At 63.9% G+C, this 15,015-nt stretch carries 18 protein-coding genes; 8 read left to right on the top strand and 10 right to left on the bottom strand.

Annotated elements, in window-relative coordinates:
• Nucleotides 1-2 precede the first annotated feature (2 nt).
• The 6 genes from IEI94_RS09330 (at nucleotide 3) to sthA (ending at nucleotide 5,281) form a co-directional block, all read left to right on the top strand.
• Nucleotides 3-671 (top strand): NADH:ubiquinone reductase (Na(+)-transporting) subunit D, encoded by a 669-nt coding sequence (locus IEI94_RS09330; protein ID WP_191167037.1) that lies wholly within the window; start codon nucleotides 3-5, stop codon nucleotides 669-671.
• A 1-nt stretch (nucleotide 672) separates the two neighbouring features.
• Nucleotides 673-1,290 (top strand): NADH:ubiquinone reductase (Na(+)-transporting) subunit E, encoded by a 618-nt coding sequence (gene nqrE, locus IEI94_RS09335; protein ID WP_191167038.1) that lies wholly within the window; start codon nucleotides 673-675, stop codon nucleotides 1,288-1,290.
• 72 nt (nucleotides 1,291-1,362) lie between these two features.
• Entirely contained in the window at nucleotides 1,363-2,595 is a 1,233-nt protein-coding gene (nqrF, locus tag IEI94_RS09340; protein ID WP_191167039.1) for an NADH:ubiquinone reductase (Na(+)-transporting) subunit F, read from the top strand.
• Nucleotides 2,592-3,446, top strand: coding sequence for an FAD:protein FMN transferase (locus IEI94_RS09345; protein ID WP_191167040.1), 855 nt, complete (start codon nucleotides 2,592-2,594; stop codon nucleotides 3,444-3,446). Before nqrF ends, IEI94_RS09345 begins: the two co-directional genes overlap by 4 nt.
• Before the next feature lie 30 nt (nucleotides 3,447-3,476).
• Nucleotides 3,477-3,731 carry a (Na+)-NQR maturation NqrM gene (gene nqrM, locus IEI94_RS09350; RefSeq protein ID WP_191167041.1) on the top strand — a complete coding sequence of 85 codons (255 nt, stop codon included), beginning with the start codon at nucleotides 3,477-3,479 and terminating at the stop codon, nucleotides 3,729-3,731.
• A 158-nt stretch (nucleotides 3,732-3,889) separates the two neighbouring features.
• Nucleotides 3,890-5,281 carry a Si-specific NAD(P)(+) transhydrogenase gene (gene sthA / locus IEI94_RS09355; protein ID WP_191167042.1) on the top strand — a complete coding sequence of 464 codons (1,392 nt, stop codon included), beginning with the start codon at nucleotides 3,890-3,892 and terminating at the stop codon, nucleotides 5,279-5,281.
• Nucleotides 5,282-5,804: 523 nt separating this feature from the next.
• Here the strand turns inward: sthA and IEI94_RS09360 are convergent.
• The 10 genes from IEI94_RS09360 to pilB form a co-directional block, all read right to left on the bottom strand.
• Complete coding sequence (locus IEI94_RS09360) at nucleotides 5,805-6,683, bottom strand: DNA replication terminus site-binding protein (protein WP_191167043.1); 879 nt, start codon at nucleotides 6,681-6,683, stop codon at nucleotides 5,805-5,807.
• Nucleotides 6,684-6,685: 2 nt separating this feature from the next.
• Nucleotides 6,686-7,012 carry a DNA gyrase inhibitor YacG gene (gene yacG / locus IEI94_RS09365; protein WP_318153382.1) on the bottom strand — a complete coding sequence of 109 codons (327 nt, stop codon included), beginning with the start codon at nucleotides 7,010-7,012 and terminating at the stop codon, nucleotides 6,686-6,688.
• Nucleotides 6,924-7,544: a dephospho-CoA kinase gene (coaE, locus tag IEI94_RS09370; RefSeq protein WP_191167045.1), complete on the bottom strand. Its 621-nt coding sequence runs from the start codon at nucleotides 7,542-7,544 to the stop codon at nucleotides 6,924-6,926. Before coaE ends, yacG begins: the two co-directional genes overlap by 89 nt.
• The gene (locus IEI94_RS09375) at nucleotides 7,541-7,957 is read right to left on the bottom strand and encodes a type II toxin-antitoxin system VapC family toxin (protein WP_191167046.1); all 417 of its coding nucleotides are present in this window, start codon (nucleotides 7,955-7,957) and stop codon (nucleotides 7,541-7,543) included. The genes coaE and IEI94_RS09375 overlap by 4 nt, the downstream gene beginning before the upstream one ends.
• Entirely contained in the window at nucleotides 7,954-8,193 is a 240-nt protein-coding gene (locus IEI94_RS09380) for an antitoxin (protein ID WP_191167047.1), read from the bottom strand. The genes IEI94_RS09375 and IEI94_RS09380 overlap by 4 nt, the downstream gene beginning before the upstream one ends.
• A gap of 72 nt (nucleotides 8,194-8,265) precedes the next feature.
• Nucleotides 8,266-9,114 carry a prepilin peptidase gene (locus IEI94_RS09385; protein ID WP_191167054.1) on the bottom strand — a complete coding sequence of 283 codons (849 nt, stop codon included), beginning with the start codon at nucleotides 9,112-9,114 and terminating at the stop codon, nucleotides 8,266-8,268.
• Between the two features lie 27 nt (nucleotides 9,115-9,141).
• On the bottom strand, nucleotides 9,142-9,333 hold the full coding sequence (locus IEI94_RS09390) for a DUF2283 domain-containing protein (RefSeq protein WP_191167048.1): 192 nt from the start codon (nucleotides 9,331-9,333) through the stop codon (nucleotides 9,142-9,144).
• An 85-nt stretch (nucleotides 9,334-9,418) separates the two neighbouring features.
• The gene (locus tag IEI94_RS22945) at nucleotides 9,419-9,535 is read right to left on the bottom strand and encodes a hypothetical protein (RefSeq protein ID WP_412030905.1); all 117 of its coding nucleotides are present in this window, start codon (nucleotides 9,533-9,535) and stop codon (nucleotides 9,419-9,421) included.
• A 156-nt stretch (nucleotides 9,536-9,691) separates the two neighbouring features.
• The gene (locus tag IEI94_RS09400) at nucleotides 9,692-10,924 is read right to left on the bottom strand and encodes a type II secretion system F family protein (protein WP_191167049.1); all 1,233 of its coding nucleotides are present in this window, start codon (nucleotides 10,922-10,924) and stop codon (nucleotides 9,692-9,694) included.
• A gap of 182 nt (nucleotides 10,925-11,106) precedes the next feature.
• Entirely contained in the window at nucleotides 11,107-12,858 is a 1,752-nt protein-coding gene (pilB, locus tag IEI94_RS09405) for a type IV-A pilus assembly ATPase PilB (RefSeq protein WP_191167050.1), read from the bottom strand.
• A 430-nt stretch (nucleotides 12,859-13,288) separates the two neighbouring features.
• Between pilB and IEI94_RS22865 the strand changes: the two genes are divergently transcribed.
• Nucleotides 13,289-13,795, top strand: coding sequence for a prepilin-type N-terminal cleavage/methylation domain-containing protein (locus IEI94_RS22865; RefSeq protein ID WP_412030906.1), 507 nt, complete (start codon nucleotides 13,289-13,291; stop codon nucleotides 13,793-13,795).
• Between the two features lie 126 nt (nucleotides 13,796-13,921).
• On the top strand, nucleotides 13,922-14,485 hold the full coding sequence (locus tag IEI94_RS09415; protein ID WP_191167051.1) for an anti-virulence regulator CigR family protein: 564 nt from the start codon (nucleotides 13,922-13,924) through the stop codon (nucleotides 14,483-14,485).
• The last annotated feature ends 530 nt before the right edge of the window (nucleotides 14,486-15,015 follow it).

The raw sequence follows: 15,015 nt of genomic DNA on the forward strand, positions 1-15,015 counted from the left end.
TCATGGCTGCTGATTCTCCTAAGGGCGTTCTGGTAACGCCGCTGTTCAAGAACAACCCGATCGCCCTGCAGATCCTCGGGGTCTGCTCGGCGCTGGCGGTCACCACCAGCATGAGCGTATCGCTGGTCATGACCCTGGCGGTGGTGTTCGTGTGTGCGTTCTCCAACCTGTTCGTATCGCTGATCCGTCAGCACATTCCGTCGTCGATCCGCATCATCGTGCAGGTCACCATCATCGCCTCGCTGGTGATCGTGGTCGACCAGGTGCTGCGTGCCTTCGCCTACCAGATGTCCCAGCAGCTGTCGGTCTTCGTCGGCCTGATCATCACCAACTGCATCATCCTCGGCCGCGCCGAGGGCTTTGCCATGCAGAACAGCCCCAAGATGTCGTTCATCGACGGCATCGGCAACGGGCTCGGCTATGGCGTGGTGCTGATGGTGGTGGGCTTCTTCCGCGAGCTGTTCGGCTCCGGTAGCGTGTTCGGCCTGACCATCCTGCAGCCGGTGCAGGACGGCGGCTGGTACGTCCCCAACGGTCTGATGCTGCTGCCGCCCTCGGCGTTCTTCATCATCGGCCTGATGATCTGGGTGATCCGCGAGGCCTACCCGGAGCAGGTCGAAGAGAACGAGTTCAAGATGAAGCACAACACCGAACCCAAGGAGGCTGTGTAACATGGAACACTATCTGAGCCTGTTCATCGCCTCGGTGTTCGTCGAGAACATGGCGTTGGCGTTCTTCCTCGGCATGTGTACCTTCCTGGCGGTATCCAAGAAGGTCTCCTCGTCGTTCGGCCTCGGCGTGGCGGTGATCGTGGTTCTCACCATCACCGTGCCGGTCAACAACCTGGTGCTCAACTACCTCCTCGCAGAGGGCGCACTGACCTGGACCGGCATCGCCGGCGCCGAGAACATCGACCTGTCGTTCCTCGGGCTGCTCAGCTATATCGGCGTCATCGCCGCGCTGGTCCAGATCATCGAGATGTTCCTCGACAAGTACGTGCCCGCGCTCTACAACGCGCTGGGCGTGTTCCTGCCGTTGATCACCGTCAACTGCGCGATCCTCGGTGGCGTACTGTTCATGGTCGAGCGTAACTACAGCTTCGGTGAGTCGGTGGTCTACGGCGCCGGTGCCGGCTTCGGCTGGGCGCTGGCCATCACCGCCCTGGCCGGTATCCGCGAGAAGCTCAAGTACAGCGATGTGCCCGGCGGCCTGCAGGGCCTGGGCATCACCTTCATCACCGTGGGCCTGATGTCGCTCGGCTTCATGTCGTTCTCCGGCATCCAGCTGTAATGCGCGTGCCGGGCGGCGTGGCTGCCCGGCACGCCCCACGTGACAAGGCAACGATTGAAATAGGAACCCGACATGGTTGATATTACTGTCATCTTGCTCGGCGTCGTCATGTTCACCCTTATCGTCATCGCCCTGACGTTGGTGATCCTGGCAGCACGCAGCAAGCTCGTCAGCAGCGGGGACGTGACCATCGAGGTCAACGGCGACCCCGAGCACACCTTGACCACCCAGGCCGGCGGCAAGCTGCTCAACACCCTGGCCGCCAACGGCATCTTCCTGTCGTCGGCGTGCGGCGGTGGCGGCTCCTGCGCCCAGTGCAAGTGCCGTGTGGAGGAGGGCGGCGGCTCGATCCTGCCCACCGAAGAGTCCGCTTTCACCATGCGTGAAAAGAAGGAGGGCTGGCGCCTCTCCTGCCAGGTGCCGGTCAAGCAGGACATGAAGGTCGAGGTGCCCGAGGAGGTATTCGGCGTCAAGCAGTGGGAGTGCGAGGTCATCTCCAACCCCAACGTCGCCACCTTCATCAAGGAGCTCAACCTCAAGCTGCCGGAAGGCGAGAACGTCGACTTCCGCGCTGGCGGCTACGTGCAGCTGGTGGCACCGCCCTACGACATCAAGTTCTCCGACTTCGATATCGAGGACGAGTACCGCGAGGACTGGGACAAGTTCGACCTGTTCAAGATCTCGCACAAGAACCCCGAGGAGACCATCCGCGCTTACTCGATGGCCAACTACCCGGAAGAAGTGGGTATCCTCAAGTTCAATATCCGTATCGCCACGCCGCCTCCCGGTACCAACCATCCGCCGGGCATCATGTCGACCTACGTCTTCAATCTGAAGCCGGGCGACAAGGTGCAGGTGATGGGGCCGTTCGGTGAGTTCTTCGCCAAGGAGACCGACGCCGAGATGGTCTTCGTCGGCGGCGGTGCCGGCATGGCGCCGATGCGCAGCCATATCTTCGATCAGCTCAAGCGCCTCAAGTCGAAGCGCAAGATCTCGTTCTGGTACGGTGCGCGCTCCTGGCGCGAGACCTTCTACAACGAAGAGTATGACCAGCTGGCCGAGGAGTTCGACAACTTCGAGTGGCACCTGGCGCTCTCCGACCCGCTGCCCGACGACAACTGGGAAGGCCCCACCGGCTTTATCCATAATGTGCTCTACGAGAAATACCTCAAGGACCATCCGGCCCCCGAGGATTGTGAGTACTACATGTGCGGGCCACCCATGATGAACGCCTCGGTGATCAAGCTCCTGCTCGATATGGGGGTAGAACCCGAGAACATCATGCTGGATGACTTCGGCGGATGATCGGAGTCGCCTCACGGCGACGCACAGGGCTGGCCCGCGGGCCGGCCCTTTTCCTGTCGGCCCTGCTGAGCCTGGCCATGGCCAGTGCCCTGGCAGGGTGCCGCGACAGCGGCAGCCAACGGCTCGACGTGCAGGGCTCAGCCCTGGAGCGTGGTTTCCATCTCACTCTGTATGGTGATGCCTCCGCCAGCGACATCCAGGCACTGGACGTCGCCATACACAGTGAACTGGTGCAATACGAACAGCAGCATACGGCGTTTCTCGACCGGCTCGCCCGGCTCGATGCGGCACTGCCGACGAGGTTCGGCGTCTCCGCCGATCCACTCGAGCAGGCCTACCGCCGGATGGCCCATGCCTGGCTGATCGACTCCCTGGCGGCGTGGTTAGACGCCCGCGGCGAGGAGCGCTACTTCCTCGAAGTGGGGGGCGATGTGCGCGCCCGCGGTACTCAGTCCGCGCGGCGCCCCTGGCAGCTGGCCCTCGAACAGCCGGATGCGCGTGGTGTCTCAGAGGCCCGGCTGCTGGTCCTCGACGATAGGGCGCTGTCCACCGCGGGGGATTTCCGCGACCGCTGGCGGGGGCTGGCCGGCAACGCCGAAACCCCTGCCGGCTGGTGGTTGGCCAACGGTCGGGAGCGCGTGGTGGAAGTCAGCGTGCTGGCCGAGAGTGCCGTGGAGGCCGCCGCCTGGGCCGCCTGGTTGCAGAGGATGACGCCGCAGGCAGCGTTGGCCCTGGCTGAACAGCGAAGCATCGCAGCGTATTTTATTGTCACAGCAGGAGCGGGCTACGATGTGCGCATCAGCCCAGCCATGACGCCTTATTTGGACGTTGAACGAAACGTCAGCGATTGATATGCCCCACAAGGGCATTCGGGAGGAACGATGACTATCTGGTTACTGGTATTGGGTTTCATGCTGCTGCTCATGGCCGCCATGGCGGTCGGTGTGATAATGGGTCGCAAGCCGATTGCCGGCTCCTGCGGCGGACTCAACAACATCGGCATGAAGGATGGCTGCGAGGTCTGCGGCGGCAAGGATGAAGTCTGCGAGGAAGAGAACCGCAAGCGCGGCAGCGCGCGCCGTCGCGGCGACGAGAGTCGCGGCGCCGACCTCGGCTACAACGCCATTCGGCGCTAGGGGCTGGGGAGTGGCGCCAAGGCCAATGTAGGAGCGACTTCAGTCGCGATGGGGTTTTTCCGGCAGCGCTGCGCGCTGCATCGCGGTTATAAACCGCTCCCACAGGGGAGTGGCGCTTGGGGAATGACACATTCAGGGGAAAGGAGACGCGACAGCACATGGCAGTCCACAACTATGATGTAGTGGTTATCGGCACCGGCCCCTCCGGCGAGAGTGCCGCCATCAACGCCGCCAAGCACGGCAAGCGTGTAGCGATCATCGAGAAGCAGCAGGCGGTGGGCGGCAACTGTACCCACTGGGGCACCATCCCCTCCAAGGCGCTGCGCCATCAGGTCAAGCAGATCATGCAGTTCAACACCAACCGCATGTTCCGCGATATCGGCGAGCCGCGCTGGTTCTCCTTTCCCAAGGTCCTCGAACGCTCCCGAGTCACCATCGACCAGCAGGTCGAGATGCGCACCCGCTTCTACGCCCGTAACCGCATCGACGTGTTCTTCGGCGTGGCGCGCTTCAAGGACGAACACACCCTGGTCGTGCGTGACAATCACGAAGGCGTTGAAGAGATCTGTGCCCAGAAGGTCGTGATCGCCACCGGCTCGCGGCCCTACCGCCCGGCCGACGTCAATTTTCGCCACCCGCGTATCTACTGCTCCGATACGGTGCTCGGCCTCTCCCACACCCCGCGCACCCTGATCATCTTCGGTGCCGGCGTTATCGGCAGCGAGTACGCCTCGATCTTCTCCGGGCTCGGCGTCAAGGTCGATCTGATCGACTCCCGCGACCGCCTGCTGTCGTTCCTCGACGACGAGATCTCCGACGCGCTCTCCTACCACCTGCGCCAGAACGGCGTGCTGGTGCGCCATAACGAGGACTACGAGCGTATCGAAGGCGACGAGTCCGGCGTGGTGGTACACCTCAAGTCGGGCAAGCGGCTGCGTGCCGACGCCTTCCTGTGGGCCAACGGGCGCACCGGCAATACCGATCAGTTGGGCCTCGAGAACATCGGCCTGGAAGCCAACGGTCGCGGCCAGCTGCAGGTCGACAACCACTACCGCACCGCTATTCCACATATCTACGCGGTGGGCGACGTGATCGGCTGGCCGAGCCTGGCCAGTGCCGCCTACGACCAGGGGCGCAACGCCAGTGACGATCTGCTCGACGCCGAGTTCCGCTTCGTCGACGACGTGCCCACCGGTATCTACACCATTCCCGAGATCAGCTCGGTGGGCAAGAACGAGCGCGAGCTGACCGACGCCAAGGTGCCCTATGAGGTCGCCCAGGCGTTCTTCAAGGACACCGCCCGGGCCCAGATCACCGGCGACACCGTCGGCATGCTCAAGATCCTGTTCCACCGCGAGACCCTCGAGATCCTCGGTATCCACTGCTTCGGCGACCAGGCCTCGGAGATCGTGCATATCGGCCAGGCGATCATGCAGCAGCCCGGCGAGGCCAACACCCTCAAGTACTTCATCAACACCACCTTCAACTACCCGACCATGGCCGAAGCCTACCGCGTCGCCGCCCAGAATGGTCTGAATCGGTTGTTCTGAGGTCGGCAGCGCTGCGCGCTGCAATCGCGGTTGAAACCGCTCCTACTTTGGGCATGGCGCGAAGGCCAATGTAGGAGCGAATTTATTCGCGATGGGGTTGGTTGGTCTGGCAGCGCTGCGCGCTGCAATCGCGGTTGAAACCGCTCCCACACTGGGTATGGCGCCAAGGCCAATGTAGGAGCGAATTTACTCGCGATGGGGTTGGTTGATCTGGCAGCGCTACGCGCTGCATCGCGGTTGAAACCGCTCCCACACTGGGCATGGCGCCAAGGCCAATGTAGGAGCGAATTTATTCGCGATGGGGTTGGGGTTGGCCCTGCCCGGCAGCGCTGCGCGCTACATCGCGGTTAAAAACCGCTCCCACACTGGGCATGGCGCCAAGGCAAGTGTAGGAGCGAATTTATTCGCGATGGGGTGGTTGGTCTGGCAGCGCTGCGCGCTGCAATCGCGGTTGAAACCGCTCCTACTTTGGGAATGGCGCCAAGGCCAATGTAGGAGCGAATTTATTCGCGATGGGGTTGGGTCAGCCGCGGTAGCGGTAGACCCGCAAGCTGGGCAGAAACACCTCATCCTCAAGCTTCTCGTCGCTGCGCTTGGCGCGGGTGCGCTTTTCGCTAGGGGCGGGGGGCGGCAGGTTGTAGTCGGGCAGGCGTCCATCGCGACTGGGAATGAACAGCGGCAGGGCGACGTTCATGGCGCGGCGGCTGCGACCGTCGGCCAGCGGCTCGGCGAAGAACAGGTTGGCGCGCATCAGCGGGGCCTGCTTCTGCACCTGGGCCAGCGGCTCGGCGCTGGGAATTCCCGCCAGGCGCCTGAGCTGGATGCGCACATGGGGCGCCTCGCTGTCCAGCGCCAGCAGCTTCTGCTCGGCCTCGCCCACGCTGAGCTTCTTGATCGAGCGGCCGCTCGAATACCACGCCAGCCGAACCCGCGCCAGCGGCGCATCGGCCAGCGGAATCGCCCGCCAGCACTGCTTCAACTGAAGGCGCGCCAGGCCCTGGCCGCGCAGGTGGGTGTGCAGCGTCGGGTGGCGAAACGGCAGCACCGCCTTGAGCTCGGGGATCAGGCTCGCCGCCTTGGCACGAATCTCCGCCAGCAGCGCCGCAAACGCCGCCTTGGCGGCGTTGACCCTGGCCACCTCCGCCAGCAGCGCCTCGTCGGCGGCCACCAGCCCCACGTGGCTGCGGGTAGCGCGGCCGTCCTGCCCGTCCTGATACCAGAAGTCGAGCAGCACCTGGCGCAGCCAGTCGGCGTCCGGGGTGGGCGTGTGCAGCGCCCAGGCCGCTCCCGGCGACTCGCGATACACCTGACACAGTGCCTCGACGCGCTCGATCAGCTGATCGAACGCTGCCTCCAGCTCGGCCAGCAGGCGGTATTCGGTGGGCGGGCGAGTCGCGGCCACCGTCAGTCGTCCTTGCCCATCTCGCCGCGCTCGGCGCGCAGGATCATCTCATCGATCTCGGTCTCGTCCATCGCCGGCTCGCCGGCAATGCGGTGCGCGCCGTCGGCCCAGGCGCCAAGGTCGATCAGCTTGCAGCGCTCCGAGCAGAAGGGGCGGAATTGATTCTCCTCAACCCACTGCACGGGCGTCCGGCAGCGGGGGCAGGGGACCTGAAGCGGAGAGCGGTGTGTCTGTGTCATATCATGGCCTGGCAGAGTCTGAAACGAGGTATCGATAGTATCGGTCGAGGTCGGCGACGCCCTGATGCAGCGCGTCGAGATCGCCGCCATTGTCGAGGATATCGTCGGCCAGGGCCAGTCGCTCTCGACGCGGCATCTGGGCCGCGACGATGGCGCGGGCCTGGGCCTCGTCGACGCCGTCCCGCGCCGCGGTGCGGGCGATCTGCTGCGCCTCGGGCACGTCGATCACCAGGCGGCGGTCGACCAGCTCGGCCTGGCCCGACTCGAACAGCAGCGGCGAGACCAGCAGGTGGTAGGGTGCCGGGCCCGCGGCCATCTCGGTGAGGCGCGCGTTGAGGCGCTCGCGGATCCGCGGGTGGGTCACCGACTCCAGCCAGCGCCGCTCGTCGGGATTGGCAAACACGATCTCGCGCAGCGCGCGGCGATCGAGCCGGCCGTCGTCCTGCAGCACGCGTGGGCCGAAGCGCTCAGCGATTTCGTCAAGTGCCGGCTCGCCGGGTTCGACCACCTCGCGGGCCAGATCGTCGGCGTCCACCCAGGGGATGCCGAACTCGGCAAAGGCGCGTGCCACGCTCGACTTGCCAGAGGCGATGCCGCCGGTGACGCCAATACACAGGCTCATGCATCCTCCAGCCAGTTTTCCACCGCCAGCCCCGCCACGCGCTGGAACTCGCCAACATTGGCCGTCACTACCCGGCACGGCAGCGCGAGTGCCTGGGCGGCGATCAGCATGTCGTTGGGGCCAATCGGCGTACCGGCGCTGAACAGCTGCACGCGCAAACGCGCATAGTGCTGGTCCATGGGGGGCTCAAAGGGCAGCACCGGCAGCGCTGCGAGGATTCGTCCGACCTGCCGGGTCAGCCGCGTGCTGGCGAGTTTCAGCGCGCCGAAGCGCAGCTCGGCGGCAACGATGACGCTGGTGCACACCGTCTCCTCGCCGACCTCGGCGATGCGCCTGGCCACGCGTCCCTGAGGCTCGCAAACCAGTGCCGACAGGATGTTGGTGTCCAGCAGATAGCGGTAGGGCGCATTCACCAGGCGTCGTCCAGCGGCTGCAGGTCGTCGTCGATCCCTTCCTCCAGCGCCTCGTCCAAGGGCTCGAGCGTGGCCAGGGTCGCGAGCAGGCCGTGTGGCTTTAGCGCACGGATAATCAGCCGGTCACCTTCGCGGCTGATGATGGCTTCATCGCCTTCCAGCTCGAATTCGCGGGGGATTCTCAGCGCCTGGTTGCGGCCGTTGCGAAACAGCCGGATATGGCGTTCTTCAGGCATATGGCGCTCCTCGATCATTTAGGCCTATGCCTAAGCATAGGCCTGGCATCGCTGCCGGGCAAGCGCTCAGCGCTATACCCCGACGATCCCCAAATAGAGCGCCATCAGCGGCTCGCCCATCAGCAGTGCGATCCAGCCGGCCATGGCCAGGAAGGGGCCGAACGGCATCGCTGCGCCGCGCAGCTTGGGCATCGCCAGCTGCAGCGCGATACCCACCAGCGCGCCGACACCGGCGGAGAGGATCAGCACCAGCGGCAGGTACTGCCAGCCCAGCCAGGCGCCCAGCGCGGCGAGTAGCTTGAAGTCGCCGTAGCCCATGCCCTCCTTGCCGGTGACCAGCTTGAACAGCCAGTAGAAGCTCCACAGCGAGAGATACCCCAGCATTGCGCCGATCACCGCGCTGGGCAGCAGCAGCGGCTGGAACAGCAGCTGATAGAGCAGTCCGGCCCACAGCAGCGGCAGGGTCATCGCATCGGGCAGCAGCTGGATACGAAAGTCGATCGCCGCCAGCGCCAGCAGCGTCAGGCAGGCGCCGACGATAAACAGTCCGGCCAGGGTCGGGCCGTGCAGCGCCAGGGCGGCCAGGGTAAGCGCCGCGCCGGCCAGCTCGATCAGCGGGTACTGCGGGCTGATCCGCCCGTTGCAGCCGGCGCAGCGGCCGCGGCGCTTGAGATAGCCGAGCAGCGGAATATTGTCGTGCCAGGCAATCGGCTCGCCGCAGCCGGGGCACTGCGAGCGCGGCGTCAGCAGATTGAAGCGCGGCACCGCCTCGGGCTGCTGCTCCAGGGCGTCCAGCGCCTCGGCGCGCCAGCCCTGCATCAGCATCACCGGCAGGCGGGTGATCACCACGTTGAGAAAACTGCCCAGGCAGAGCCCGAGCACGGCGGCCAGCGGCCACAGAATTGCGGGGGGAAGGTCCAGCGTCAAGGCGGGCTCCAGGAGTGATGATTACGCCGCGTGGCTTTTCAGCAGTGGCCAGGCGCCTTGCTTCGAGGCGTCGAGTACGACGATTTCGACGATGCTGCCGTCCTCGGCGTAGCTCACATGCGTGTTCCAGTCTTGCGAGACTTCCTTGACGATAGGCTTGTCGGAAAGATGTAGGACGAGGATGTCATCCGCTTCATCGTAGGTTGTTCGCATGGTTCATTCACTCCACTGAAAATGGTGCATCACTGTCTTGATCACCAGTCTATCTTCGATGACTGCCGCGACACAGATCAGGTTGTCAGGCCTTTCCGAAAAAACTGGCTGCGATCCACAAGTGCTGGTCGTCTTTGTAGCGATATACACCACCGTCGAGAAGCTGAGAGAGCCGTGCTTCCGAGATATTTCTCTGCGTCATTCGCTCTCTTGCATGACGTGTCAGGTGTACGTCCAATCCGAGGCGGTAACAGTGCACGTTTCTCTACGTTCGCACAATTTCCTCATTCCCAGCGCGTTACTCGCGGTGCGTAGTCAATTGCCTATTGTGACATGAACCGTGACTCATACGTCACACTCAAAGCACGCTCCCGAGTTCGAAGATGGGCAGATACATCGAGACCACCAGGCCGCCGACCAGTACGCCGAGGATCACGATGATAAAGGGTTCGAGCAGAGAGGTCAGGGCGTCGACCTTGTTGTCGACCTCCTCTTCGTAGTAGTCCGCGACGCGGTTGAGCATGGCGTCCAGCGAGCCGGCTTCCTCGCCGATGCTGACCATCTGCACCGCCAGCGCCGGGAAGCGCTCGGTGAGGCGCATGGCGAAGTAGAGCTGCTGGCCGGTGGCGACATCGTCGCGCACCTGGATGACCGCGCGCTCGTAGACCTTGTTGCCCGCGGCGCCGGCGGCGGTATCCAGCGACTCCACCAGCGGCACCCCGGCGCCGAAGGTGGTGGCCAGGGTGCGCGAGTAGCGCGCCACGCAGGACTTGTCGAGAATATCGCCGATCACCGGCACCTTCAGCGACAGCGCGTGCATGCGGTAGGCGAAGGCCTCCGAGCGCTTCATGCCCTGGCGGATCACCACCACTGTGCCGACCACGATCACAATGCCCCACAGCCAGTAGTCCTGGGCGAATTCCGACATGGCGATGGTCATCCGCGTCATCGCCGGCAGCTCGGCGCCGAAGCCGCGGAACAGGCTCTCGAACTGCGGTACCACCTTGATCAGCAGCAGGGCGGTCACCCCCAACGCGACCAGGATTACCGCGATCGGATAGTAGAGCGCCTTCTTGACCCGGCCCTTGAGCGACTCGACCTTCTCCTTGTAGGTCGCCACCCGCTCCAGCATGCGGTCCAGCGAGCCTGACTGCTCGCCGGCCTCGACCATATTGGCGAACAGACGGTCGAAGTGCTCGGGGTGGCGCTTGAGCGCTTCGGAGAAGCTCGCCCCGGCCGCCACCTCGTTCATCAGCTCCTGCACCAGAGCGCTCATGGCCGGCTTCTTCAAGCTCTCGGCCACCACCTGGAAGGCCTGCAGCACCGGTACCCCGGCGCGGATCATGGTCGCCATCTGGCGCGCGAACAGCATTATGTCGCGGGGCTTGATCTTGCCCATGCCGCCGGTCAGCGAGCTCTTGCGGCGCACGCTCTTTACCACGATGCTCTGGCCGGCCAGTTCACGCTCCACCTCGGCCTTCTGGCTGGCGACGATCTCGCCCTGCACCTTGCGCCCGCTGGGGCCCTTGCCGGCCCACTTCCAGCGGTGCAGCTTGACCTTGGTCGGCGCCTTCATCTGTCGTGTCGCCATTATCGTTCCCCTGCGTTGAGTTGGGCAGCGCGAAGCCAGGGACGCCGGGGACAGACCGAAGAGAAGGTTTGCGCCATGGATGGCGCAAGGTAGCGCCCAGGGACGGGTTTACAGCGCCTTCTCGCAGGTCTGTCGCCGGGCAGTCCCAATCGTCAAGCAACTGGGCGCTCGGCGTCTCTGTTTTAGTCCTTCGTCACCCGGTTGATCTCTTCCAGACTGGTAATGCCCTGCATCACCTTCAGCAGGCCGCTGCGGCGCAGGTCCGGATGGCCCTCTTTGCGCGCCTGTTCGTCGAGCTCCATGGCGTTGCCGTTGCGCATGATCAACTGGCTGATCGCGTCGGATATCGGCACCACCTCGTAAATGCCCACCCGGCCCTTGTAGCCCAGGGTGCATTTGCGGCAGCCCACTGGGTGGTAGATGGTCGCCCGGGCGATCTCGTCTTCGTTGAAGCCTGCTTCGCGCAGCGCCTCGGCGGGGATCTCCACCGGCTCCTTGCACAGCGGACAGAGCTTGCGCGCCAGGCGCTGGGCGATGATCAGGCTCACCGAGCTGGCGATATTGAACGCCGCCACCCCCATGTTGGAGAGGCGGGTCAAGGTCTCGGCGGCGGAGTTGGTATGCACCGTGGAGAGCACCAGGTGGCCGGTCTGGGACGCCTTGACGGCTATCTCGGCGGTCTCCAGGTCGCGAATCTCGCCGACCATCACGATATCCGGGTCCTGGCGCAGGAAGGCGCGCAGCGCGCTGGCGAAATCCAGGCCGATCTTGGCATTCACGTTGACCTGGTTGACCCCCGGCACCTTGAGCTCCACCGGGTCTTCGGCGGTAGAGATATTGCGCTCGGTGGTATTGAGGATATTGATGCCTGTATAGAGCGTCACCGTCTTGCCGCTGCCGGTGGGGCCGGTGACCAGGATCATGCCCTGGGGCTGGGCCAGCACGGTTTCGTAGAGCTCGCGCTGGGTGGGGGTGAAGCCCAGCGCATCGATGCCCAACTGGGCCGAGGCCGGGTCGAGGATACGCAGCACGATCTTCTCGCCATATACCGTGGGCAGCGAGTTGACGCGAAAGTCGATGGAGCGCTGCTTGGAGAGGCGCAGCTTGATGGCGCCATCCTGGGGCAGGCGCCGCTCGGAAATATCCAGGCGCGCCATCACCTTGAGGCGCGCGGCAATCCGCGTGCGCATGCCGAACGGTGGCCGCGCCGCTTCGAGCAGAATGCCGTCGATGCGCAGGCGAATGCGGTAGCTGGTCTCGTAGGGCTCGAAGTGGATATCCGAGGCGCCGCGCTTGATGGCGTCGAGCAGGATCTTGTTGACGAAGCGCACCACCGGCGCGTCGTCGCTGCTGGCGGTGACGGCGCTGTCGTCCGCTGGGTCGTGCTGGCCATACTCCAGCCCCTCCAGCGCCTCGTCGGCGCCGGCCAGGCCCTCCATCATCTGGCTGTCGCCGATCTGGCTGAGGTAGTTCTCCAGCGCCGGCGCCAACTGGTCGATGGGCGCCAGCACCCCCTCCACCGAGAGCCCCAGGGCGAACTGCAGCTCGTCGAGCTTGGCCAGGCTCGAGGGGTAGGGCACCGCCACCGTGACGCCGGTCTCGCTGCGGGTCAGCGGCATGACGCCTAGCTTGCGCAGCAGCGCCTCGGGCATGGCGTCGGCGGGGGGCAGGCTGTCCGGGCGCAGCGCATCGAGGTCGAGCAGCGGCAGGCCGTACTCCCAGGCCGCCGCCATCGCCGCCTGGCGTGGCGTTACCAGGCCGCCCTCGACCAGGTGCTGCATCATCGAAACCTCCTCCTCGCGCGCTTCCTGCTCGGCGCGGGTAGCCGCCGCAATGGAGAGCAGCCCCTCCTCCACCAGTCGCCCGGCGATGCCGCGTAGGCGGGTGGGGGGCGGAGCATGAGGAGGCGTGCCGGGAGGCAGGGCATCGGACATGAAGAATCTCGGCGGTGGCGTTGGATATCTCTCAGTCTACCCGGGATTAGAGTTGAGGAAAGCCATGAAAAGGTACAAAAGCGACCGGCTTCAAGCGCCCAGGGCCCGGGGCCCAGGGCCCAGCGCCAGGCTTAAAGCTAACTGCTTCAGTGTGGAAGCGACTTCAGTCGCGATTGCAGCGCGCAGCGCTGGCGGCTCACGCCCCGGCGCTAGGGCTGCTAGCTTAGCGCCCGGCGCTGCCACGTCTCATAAAAAAGTGGCAGAGGGTTGTTCTGGCGGCGAGGGTAACTTATTGTAATCAAAGGTCGCGGGTGAGCCGCATGAGCAATATAGCAAATAGCGTTGAAATGTCGCGTTAGTCACCGTATAAGCGGGTAGCTAAGCTGGGATAGACTAGAGTGGGAGGAAAGGTAGCAAGAACGGCTGAGGGATGGCAGTCGAGAGTGGTTATAAAGTACCAAAAGCAGGGCTGGCAGGTGTTGGACGCGCCGAGCTGACCGACAAGGCATGTGCCAAACACAGAAGGGGTATAAGAATGAAAACACCGATGACTAAGCAGTCCGTCAAGGGCAAGGCCGGCCAGGGCGGTTTTACCCTGATTGAACTGTTGATCGTGGTGGCGATTATCGGGATCTTGGCGGCGATTGCGATTCCGCAGTATCAAGCTTACACCCAAAGAGCAGCAAATAGTGCATGTCTCTCTGAAGCAACTTCAGTAGCGAGAATTGCTGTAATCGAAAGGAATGACCGGGATGGAGTTTTTACGGATATAGATGATTTTGATTGGTCTGCATGTGTAGAAGCAGGACCAACATTCGTTGGTGGTGACGATTATGAAGATTCTGACAGCTTTACTATTGCCGCTGCGGATCCAGGTACTCAACAAGCTGATTGCGATCTTGAATCTGGACGGTGTGAATTAGAAGCGATTCCTTAACAATAGAGAATTTTTCATGGCCGGCACCTGCCGGCCTTTTAATTTTGCCTCATCCATCCCATCTCCACACCCCTTGCACGCTTTGTCGCTATGCTGGCGGTAAGCCCTTACGCAAGGAGGTGCTCCATGTCCCATAAACTAATGCTGTTTCGCCTGCCGCTGGTGGCCGCCGGCGTCCTGACGCTGGCGCTGGGGGCGGCCAATGTCCAGGCTCAGGGGGCGTCACCTCAAGGGCAGGGGGCCTCATCCCAGGGCCAAGGCGCCTCATCTCAAGGTCAAGGGCAGGGCCAGGGCCGCGGCAATGCCCAGGGGCAGAGTCGCCAGCAGCAGGAGCGGGCCAGTGAGCCGCGCCGCGAGTCGACGCGCCAGGAGCGCCGCCGTGGCGACGATCACGGCGATCGGGACTGGCGCCGCGACGGCCCCAGCCTCGAGGAGCGGGTGATTCGGCGCATCTTCGAGGATAACCGCGACTACGTCAGCCGCGACGCCGACTTGCCGCCGGGCATACGGATGAACCTCGAGCGCGGCAAGCCGCTGCCCCCGGGCATCGCCAAGCGCTTCGACGACCGTCTCTACGGCGACCTGCCCCGTTACGAGGGGTACGAATGGCGCCAGGCCGGCCCCGACGCCATCCTCGTCGATATCGTCAATGATGTGGTCTACGAGATCCTGCGCGGGGTGGTGTACTGAGTTCCATGCCAACCCCATCGCGGCTGAAGCTGCTCCTACGTTTGCCAAGGCACCCGAGCCCAGTGTAGGAGCGACTTCAGTCGCGATTGCAGCGCGCAGCGCTGCCGTTTCGGGCCAACCCCATCGCGAATAAATTCGCTCCTACTTTTGCCTGGGAGGCAGTGCCATAACGTGGTGCCACCACCCCAGTGTGGGAGCGGTTTCAACCGCGATTGCAGCGCGCAGCGCTGCCGTTTTGGGCCAACCCCAATCGCGAATAAATTCGCTCCTACTTTTGCCTGGGAGGCAGTGCCATAACGTGGTGCCACCACCCCAGTGTGGGAGCGGTTTCAACCGCGATGCAGCGCGCAGCGCTGCGGGCGGTAATAACCCCAATCGCGAATAAATTCGCTCCCACTTTTGCCGAGGCGCCCGCCCCAATGTAGATACTCCGTTTGGGGTCAAGCATTCATATGCTCGTCGCTGAAGAGCAACGACGAATCGAATGGCGTTTGATTCTGCATGCAGGCCCACAGGCCGGTGAGGTACTT

Origin of the sequence: Halomonas sp. ML-15 (assembly GCF_014779595.1) — a bacterium.
GTDB lineage: Bacteria > Pseudomonadota > Gammaproteobacteria > Pseudomonadales > Halomonadaceae > Franzmannia.